8 protein-coding genes and 3 pseudogenes are annotated in these 7655 nt (G+C 42.3%); 8 read left to right on the top strand and 3 right to left on the bottom strand.

Annotated elements, in window-relative coordinates; genetic code table 11:
• The first annotated feature begins 64 nt into the window (after positions 1-64).
• Together M4I42_RS15870 and M4I42_RS15865 are read left to right on the top strand one after the other, a co-directional pair.
• Positions 65-1021 (top strand): hypothetical protein, encoded by a 957-nt coding sequence (locus tag M4I42_RS15870; RefSeq protein WP_268853035.1) that lies wholly within the window; start codon positions 65-67, stop codon positions 1019-1021.
• Positions 1022-1114, top strand: a pseudogene (locus M4I42_RS15865) (IS982 family transposase); the annotation flags it as partial.
• Positions 1115-1135: 21 nt separating this feature from the next.
• Here the strand turns inward: M4I42_RS15865 and M4I42_RS15860 are convergent.
• Positions 1136-1549: a hypothetical protein gene (locus tag M4I42_RS15860; RefSeq protein ID WP_268853034.1), complete on the bottom strand. Its 414-nt coding sequence runs from the start codon at positions 1547-1549 to the stop codon at positions 1136-1138.
• 186 nt (positions 1550-1735) lie between these two features.
• On the opposite strand from M4I42_RS15860, the gene M4I42_RS15855 reads away from it, so the two are divergent.
• From M4I42_RS15855 to M4I42_RS15835, 5 genes are all read left to right on the top strand, one after another.
• Positions 1736-1978: a hypothetical protein gene (locus tag M4I42_RS15855; RefSeq protein ID WP_268853033.1), complete on the top strand. Its 243-nt coding sequence runs from the start codon at positions 1736-1738 to the stop codon at positions 1976-1978.
• Positions 1965-2333 (top strand): PIN domain-containing protein, encoded by a 369-nt coding sequence (locus M4I42_RS15850; protein ID WP_268853032.1) that lies wholly within the window; start codon positions 1965-1967, stop codon positions 2331-2333. Before M4I42_RS15855 ends, M4I42_RS15850 begins: the two co-directional genes overlap by 14 nt.
• Before the next feature lie 293 nt (positions 2334-2626).
• Complete coding sequence (locus M4I42_RS15845) at positions 2627-3109, top strand: JAB domain-containing protein (protein ID WP_268853031.1); 483 nt, start codon at positions 2627-2629, stop codon at positions 3107-3109.
• 273 nt (positions 3110-3382) lie between these two features.
• Positions 3383-4720 carry an AAA family ATPase gene (locus M4I42_RS15840; protein WP_268853030.1) on the top strand — a complete coding sequence of 446 codons (1338 nt, stop codon included), beginning with the start codon at positions 3383-3385 and terminating at the stop codon, positions 4718-4720.
• Positions 4717-5370: a retron system putative HNH endonuclease gene (locus M4I42_RS15835; protein WP_268853029.1), complete on the top strand. Its 654-nt coding sequence runs from the start codon at positions 4717-4719 to the stop codon at positions 5368-5370. The genes M4I42_RS15840 and M4I42_RS15835 overlap by 4 nt, the downstream gene beginning before the upstream one ends.
• Before the next feature lie 24 nt (positions 5371-5394).
• On the opposite strand, the gene M4I42_RS15830 is transcribed toward M4I42_RS15835, so the two are convergent.
• Positions 5395-5520 (bottom strand): hypothetical protein, encoded by a 126-nt coding sequence (locus M4I42_RS15830; RefSeq protein WP_268853028.1) that lies wholly within the window; start codon positions 5518-5520, stop codon positions 5395-5397.
• A 361-nt stretch (positions 5521-5881) separates the two neighbouring features.
• Positions 5882-7344, bottom strand: a pseudogene (gene tnpC, locus M4I42_RS15825) (IS66 family transposase).
• Positions 7345-7538: 194 nt separating this feature from the next.
• Here tnpC and M4I42_RS15820 point away from each other — a divergent pair.
• A pseudogene (locus M4I42_RS15820) lies at positions 7539-7640 on the top strand (transposase); the annotation flags it as partial.
• Positions 7641-7655 lie beyond the last annotated feature (15 nt).

The raw sequence follows: 7655 nt of genomic DNA, 5'->3' as shown, positions 1-7655 counted from the left end.
CAAAAAGTTATTCTGAAAAACTAAATAAAAAATCCTTTGTTTTGACCTTGTTAGGGTGCGAAATGTGAGTAAAAAGGTTCCGTTGACAGATCGGGAGTTTTATTTGTTTAGCTACGCGGTCATCAGCATGAACTGGGATCCGTTATTGTTATGGTTGCTTTTTAACGCCCATCGAAAATTAAATCATCGTGCACCGGTTGTCGTACCGAACGATGGCAATCGGTTGAAGCTATTTCACGATTTGGCGCATTTTATGGCGGTGCGGCGAGTCGACGGAAACAATCCATCCCAATGGTTTCCATTCAATGAAACAGTCGTTCAACGTTTGAACGATTCAGAGTATAACCCAGGTAGAAGGGTGCGCGTCGGAAAATTTTATTTTCCACATGGGTGTTACGGGTTTCGCGAATGTCCGAACTGTGGAAAATTGACGGTGTATTTAGGGGATGAGTGGAGCATTTATTCTAAGACGTTGTTCCCACCGATGATTTTGCCATCGTTATCGTTTTACCACCCACGTTCGGAAGAAGAAAAAAAAGCTTATCAAAATGGGATCCGTGACGCCATTCAATGCGTACATTGCGGGCAAATCACCCAGTCGCATCATACAGCGATGGTGATGCAAACGCAATTGAAAGAGCAACATCCGCCATTTTTAGAGGAAATTCAACGGGATATGAAAGTGGCAATCGAACATGCGAAACATATCGTTTTGCTTGGCTACTCGCTCCCAGAGGACGATTTCCTTTATCGCACGATTTTATCAGCGCGGAAAAAGGACGGTTTAGTAAAATGCTCGATCGTCAACTTTCAAGAGGGATTTCCCGACAAATGGCTTTATCGACAAGAGTGGGAAAAATACAAGCCTAAAGCTCCATTAAAAAGCTTATGTGACCGAGTAGGCAATATTTTTGGAAAAGAAAACGTTCGATTGTACGGAGCGGGAGTGCCCGCTGTGTTTCTTCGCCACGGATGCGCTTCCGAAAAAAAAGTGAAACAGCTACTTGAGTGGGGGAGTTGAATCCGTGCCTATTCGATGGCAAGGTTTCAAGTGACACCCGATGGCATCTTATTGGCGTATTCACTTGTAACGCTTAGGCTAGTTGAGCGCTAGCGCTCAACTAGCCCCATAGGTCTACAAATGTTTTTTTAAAACTGCCACAATCTCTTCGATCGTTTCTTTGTCGGCATCCGTCAACTGCCGAAACTTAAATGCAATGGACTGGGCGTTCGAGTTGATCGGTGGTCCTTCATTTTTGTCTCTGCGAAACGACGTAATCGCCTCTAAATCTTGTCTAAGTTCATTTGTCAACAATCCTCGTTCAAAGCGCCAATTGATGATATAAGGTTCTTTTTTTGTGTAATCCTTGCTTCCCTCATATTGAATAGCCCCTATGCGCTTCTTTTCTCCCGTAATCTTATCCTTCATAAACAATTGTACCGTTTGTTCCTTGTTGCTACGATACACAAGTAAACCCGCTTCCATCGACTTGTTGGCAATAAAGTTAAAAAGAGGTGTAATTGCAAAAGAGTATGGAAGCAATTTCATGTTCTCCTCTCCCTTTCTATAACTGGTTTTATAAAATTTTCGACATGATCTTATTCGCTATCGCCAAAAAATCTCCTTTTTTATCCAAAGTTACATGAAATAAAGTGAATTTTCATGTTATCGTGTACAGTTAAATGGTATAATATGTTTAAGAAGTTCCATTTTCATTGAAAGGAGCGAAAAGGTATGGATTTCGTGAGAGTCATAAAAAACAGCAATGATTTAGAAAAATTCATAGATATACCTGAAAAATTAAAAAACAGGAAAGTAGAAGTCATTATCCTTCCCTATACAGATAAAGAAGATGTAGAACAAGTGGAAAAAAAGAGCTTGAGGGGAGCGCTGTCAAAATATAAAAACGAGGTTTTGCGAGCTCAAGAAAGCGATGCTTGGTCTAAAGCCGTGGTGGATCAATATGAAAATCGTTGATGCAAACATTATCCTAAGATATTTGCTTAATGATCATGATGATTTGTCAGCGAAAGCCGCAACGATTATTGAAAATAACAAGGTGTTATTGCCGAATGAGGTAGTAGTTGAAGTCGTTTATGTTCTTGAAAAAGTGTACAGAGTAAAAAATGACGAGATATGTGATACTCTTTTAGAACTGTTTAAATACGATAATATCGACGTGGATGATATTGAAATATTAGAAGAAGCGCTCATTCTGTTTGGCAAAAGACGGCTGGACTTTGTCGATACCCTTTTATACGCCTATAATAAAGTGAAGGGATACCAGGTATATACTTTTGATAAGAAGCTAAACAAGGTACTTGAGGAATAGGTATCATTGGAATGTGGACATTGACTGTCACCATCGTCGTCTATGTAAACAAAAAGAAGTAACCGCTCTCCCGCGACCAACGGATTAAGACGGTTACTTCTTTTTGGTAATCTCTAATTCGGTTCGGTCAGTCACGCCCCGAAGTTTGTCGAAGATTGGTAGAAACAGAGAGTCACATGGCTCTTTGTTTCTTTTTTTCGCATTAAACGAGGTTTGGAATATATATATTATCTTTTGAACGCCTTTGTTCCGTTTGGAATGGGGGCGATTTTTATTTGAGGAGGAAAATGTACATGAAACGTAAAGGACAAAATTTACAAGAGTCGATGATTCAGCCCGCAAAGCGCGTGAACATTGTGAGCCTGAAGCTCGTTCGGGAGTCGAGTGTGTTGTACATGGAGCGGCGCATTCAATCGCCAAAGGATGCGTATAAGCTGTTGAAGCCGTTTCTTGCCGATGCCGATCGGGAGGTGTTTGTCGTCGTTTGTTTGGACACGAAAAACCAGCCGACCGCCATCAACGTTTGCCATGTCGGCAGCCTGAACGCTAGCATCGTGCATCCGAGGGAAGTGATGAAGGCTGCCATTCTCTCCAACTCGGCTTCCATCATCGTCGCCCATAATCATCCCAGCGGTCATTGCGAGCCGTCGAGGGAGGACATTGAGGTAACGAAACGTCTAGTAGAGGCTGGGGGAATTGTTGGCATTGATGTGCTAGACCATTTGATTGTTTGCCCTGACAGATATTTGTCGCTGAAAGAAAAAGGATATATTTGAGAGGAGTGTCAAAGATACGTTTGAAATAAACAGAAAAGCAAGCGATTAGTACCATCTCATTAGCTGTCATCTATAGCTGCATGAAATAGAGTTTACATCTTTTGAATAAACAAAAAGGAAAAAGTCAACACTTTTTATAAAAGTGGCTCTTCACATATGATATATTAAGTTTAAAAGAATAGTATGTTATTTTAAACTTATGTAAATGGTGGAAATTTGTTCTTTCATTCATTGTATAAAATCAAATTGCTTAGGTGAAAGGGGAGTGCAACGGTGATCATTAGAACAATGGAGGTTGAAAATTTTAAAAACTTTAAGCGTCGAACGTTTACATTTAATGAGCGTTTTACATTACTAGTTGGTGATAATGGAACGGGAAAAACGTCTGTATTAGAAGCATTAGGTGTTGGATTAGGTGGATTTTTAGCAGGGATTGACGGAATTGCGACGCGAAATATATATACGCAAGAAATTCGCACAGAATGGGATAAAGTGGGCGATGCAACTGTTACTTTGGAAAAGCAATTTCCATGTTCTGTCACCTGCTCGGGAGTGATACATGATAAAGAGTTCACGTGGCGTCGTTCGATTGAAACGATAAACGGAAAAACGACTCGAACGCAGGCGAAGGAAATTATTCATTACGCGAGTGAAATGCAAAAACAAATCACGCAAGAGAAAAATCATCATGTGACTCTCCCTCTAATCGCGTATCAAAGTGCAGGCAGATTGTTTTCCCAAAAGAAAAATAAATGGGTTGACCCCTTTCAACGCCAAGACTTATCAAGATTTATTGGTTACATCGATTGCTTAGAGGCAGAGTCAAACATTAAATTATTTGTCAATTGGTTAAGAAGAATGACGATGGTAAAGATTCAAAAACAGAAAAAAATAGGGGAATTAGAGGCTGTGTTAAAAGCCGTGGAAGAGTTCATGAAAGGTCTTATTGAAGACGAGGAACGTGTACGTGTTGTGTACGATTTTGAGGAAGAGGAAGTAATGGTTCATCTCGGCAAACAGTATATGCCGTTGCGTCTGATGAGTGCAGGATATCGAAGTGTCATCGGGATGGTGGCAGATTTAGCTTTTCGCATGGCGATGTTAAATCCTCAGTTCAAAGAAAATGCGGTAAAAGAAACCCCAGGGGTTGTGTTGATTGATGAAATCGATTTACATTTGCATCCTAAATGGCAATGGAGGATCGTGGAAGATTTAAAGCGGACGTTTCCGAAAGTGCAGTTTATTGCGACGACACATGCACCGATTGTCATCTCTTCTTGCCGAGAAGGCGAAATTATTCGTCTGTATGAAGAAGACGGACATATCGTAGATGAACGTCAAAGTAGTCCGTACGGTTGGCTTGTTGAAAATGTATTGACAACGATTATGGAAACATATACGAGAGTGCCTGCCATACAAGAAAAAATTGATGAAATTAAGCGCCTATATTCTAAACAAGTACGAGGAACATTAAGCGTGGAAGAAAAGCAGCGACTTGAAGCAAAGTCGAAAGAGTTATATCGCATCCTTCCAGAAAACGATCCTGCAGTCACGTTAGCTAAGTTGAGTGCCATCGGTGATGAGCTCAAGGGGATGAGCAAAGAGAAATGAAGAAAGTGACACGCACAGACATTCCCCTTAGTCTAAAAAACAATGCTGATCGATGGACGAAACAATTGTTGCAGGAAATTCAATTAAGAGGTGGATGGAGTCAAGTTCCAAAGTCGCTGCGAGAAAAATACAAGCAACCGGATGTAAAGAAAGCGTTAGAGCAGATGTATAAAGGGAAGTGTTGTTATTGCGAAAACGGCATTGGTGTCGAAAGTTATGAACAAATTGAGCACCTAAAGCCGAAATCCCTTCCACCATTTCATCACTTAACGTATGATTGGAACAACTTACATTGGTGTTGCTCAAGATGTAATCAGGCAAAAAGAGATCAGTGGAATGATAGCTATCCTATCGTTGATCCGACAACAGAGGATCCAGAGCAATACATTACGTTTGATGTAGTGACTGGCGAAGTTATTGCGCTACACCCTAGAGGGGAAACGACAATTCAACATGCGGATTTAAATAGAGAAAAACTAGTCCAAAGTAGAAATAAAGTCGGCGATTTTGTTAGGGAGCTCATTTTTCAGTTGAAAAGAACGGAAAGTCAATTAGATATTGATTTTTATAGAGGACGTATTGTGAAATTTGCAGATGAGGATGCTGAATTTTCATCGTTTATCAAACAGCTGATTAATACGTATTTATAGTACTGTAGGGGGGGCTATGTAGGTTTAGCTTGGGCACGGTGCACAGGCACCTTGCCCAGAAATCCCTAATTTTTTGGCAATTTGTCGTTGGGACAGCCCTTCTACCTCGTGCAAGATTTTGATATGATGAAATTGAGCCATCTTGATCATTCTTTTTCTCTCCCTCTGATGAAAAGTTTTGGCACCTAATCATCATAAGGGAGAATATGAAAATTGGAAATCAGGTGGCTCATTTTTTATGTGATCGAACCATTGGAAAGTGGCTCAATTTGAATTTTAAGCCACTCCGATTACATCTTTGTGAGCCACTTCAAACTTGACAAATGGTAAATCTGGAGTGTCTTGACATGGAGCCTCTAGAGGCATGACTTCAATCGAAAGGCGACACACCAAGGTGTTTCGATAGGCAACAAGCCTATCATTCCTCTCACGTAACTATTCACTCATGTACTAGTGTCATATATAAAGACACACACGTCTAGGGCATTTCCTGTACGGAAAATGCCAACGCCTAAGAAAGGATCGTGGCTAGTGACTCGCCCATCAATAGTCGATACAAGGAGTCCCAGACCGGTTTGCGATGTTTTTCAATGGTGGAAACAATGCTTCGCGTGACACAAAACGCCTCTGCGTCACTTTCTTGGCGAAAAGAACCCGAAATTTTTTGTTTCACCTTGACCATGCGCAAGTCTCGCTCCGCTTGGTTGTTATCAAAAGGTACATGTGCCTCACGCAAGAAGCGCAGCGCTTCTCCTTTCCGATTTTGCAGGCGACGGACAAACGCTTGTGCCTTTTTCACGGATGAGGAAGAAGAACGGGCATCCAACTCCTGCTGGGCGTTCACGAGTACCTGCTCATAGATCTGTTCCCATCGTTTCGCTTCGGACTCGCTTAATAAGCCGTTGGATTGTTCCACTGCTTTCTTCATCCCCAACAAGGTGTCGATCATCTTTTTGGCCCATGCGTGGCGATGCAGTTCAGCGAATTCGCGTAATTCGCGAAGATGATGGGCGTGACAAAGCGCGTGCGTCGCTTGTTGATATTTCGGGTAGACGCTATACGCATCGTACATCATCGTTCCTTTGTAACGCGGAGGGAGGCCGATTTCATCCGTAGCGATTTTGCCTCGCGAACGATGCGGAGCGAGTCGTGTATGGGTCTCGGTCGAAGCGACATGCACCCAGAAGTTTTTCCCGTTGATGCGCATACTCGTCTCATCGACATGCAAGATGGGCGAGTCGAGTAACGCCTCCTCAATGGATGGAATGGAGGAACGAATGGATTCGTACCCCCGTTGGACCATATGCACGAGCGTCCCTACGCTCATGGAGTGACCAAACCATGTTTCGATCATTTCCGCCATGCGCTCATACGGAATGAACTGGACGTGACTCCAGTATAAAGAGAGCGAAGCGAGGGTAGGGCCGTATTGCACATGATTCGTGACATGAGAAGGAAACTCCGCCTGTTGAACACGATGGCAATGTGGGCAGCACTTGATTTCCCGTTCATGTTGAGTGATTTCCATCTGCACCATAGGGATATCAAACACTTGGCGAATGTCTACTCGAAGAGGAGCGACCTGTTCCAATGAACGACGGCAGCCGTCACAACGAGTTACCCGATGAACCACACGATGATCTGGGTTCAAAACTTGGCGAAGCGTAGTTCCTTGATGCCCTGGTTGACCTCCTGGCTTTTTCTCTGATTTTTTCGAGGAGGAAGGCTTGGTCACAAACCGGTCAGAAGATGGCGGCAAATGGCTATTGGTACTGTTTTTTTATTGCGAGCTTCCAGTTCTGCGATACGTATTTTTAATTGCTCGTTTTCTTGACGTAGTTGTTGGTTTTCTTGACGTAATTGTTCCAGTTCTCGAGTAAGTTTGGCGATTGTTTGTGCTTGACGTTCCATTTTCGCTACTATACTTTCGAGTGTGAAGACCGCTTGTGAAAAATCAAAAACGGTTTTTACCATCGTGTTCACCTTCCTTTGATTTGTTGGTATCAGTATGGACAAGGAAGGTGAAACCAAAACAGGTCTCGTGAACTTTTTCTTGCAGGGGCTGAATGGTTACCCTCTCACTCCATATCAAGACGGTGTTTTTTCTGGAAATGGAGTGGCTTACGTTTTCATGAGCGAAGTGGCCCAATATTATGTGAGCGAAAACACATGTGTTTGAAAAACGCTATTTCAGCAAGCTGATTGATGATGAAAAAGGTATGTTGGAAGTAAGCCGCTACATTCACCTCAATCCTGTAGAAGCCCGCATTTAACAGGAAATTAAT

The sequence above is a fragment of the Anoxybacillus sp. J5B_2022 genome, assembly GCF_026847645.1.
Classification (GTDB): Bacteria; Bacillota; Bacilli; order Bacillales; family Anoxybacillaceae; genus Anoxybacteroides.
Note: the sequence above shows the minus strand (reverse complement) of the source record. Positions and strands in the feature narration are given on the sequence as shown.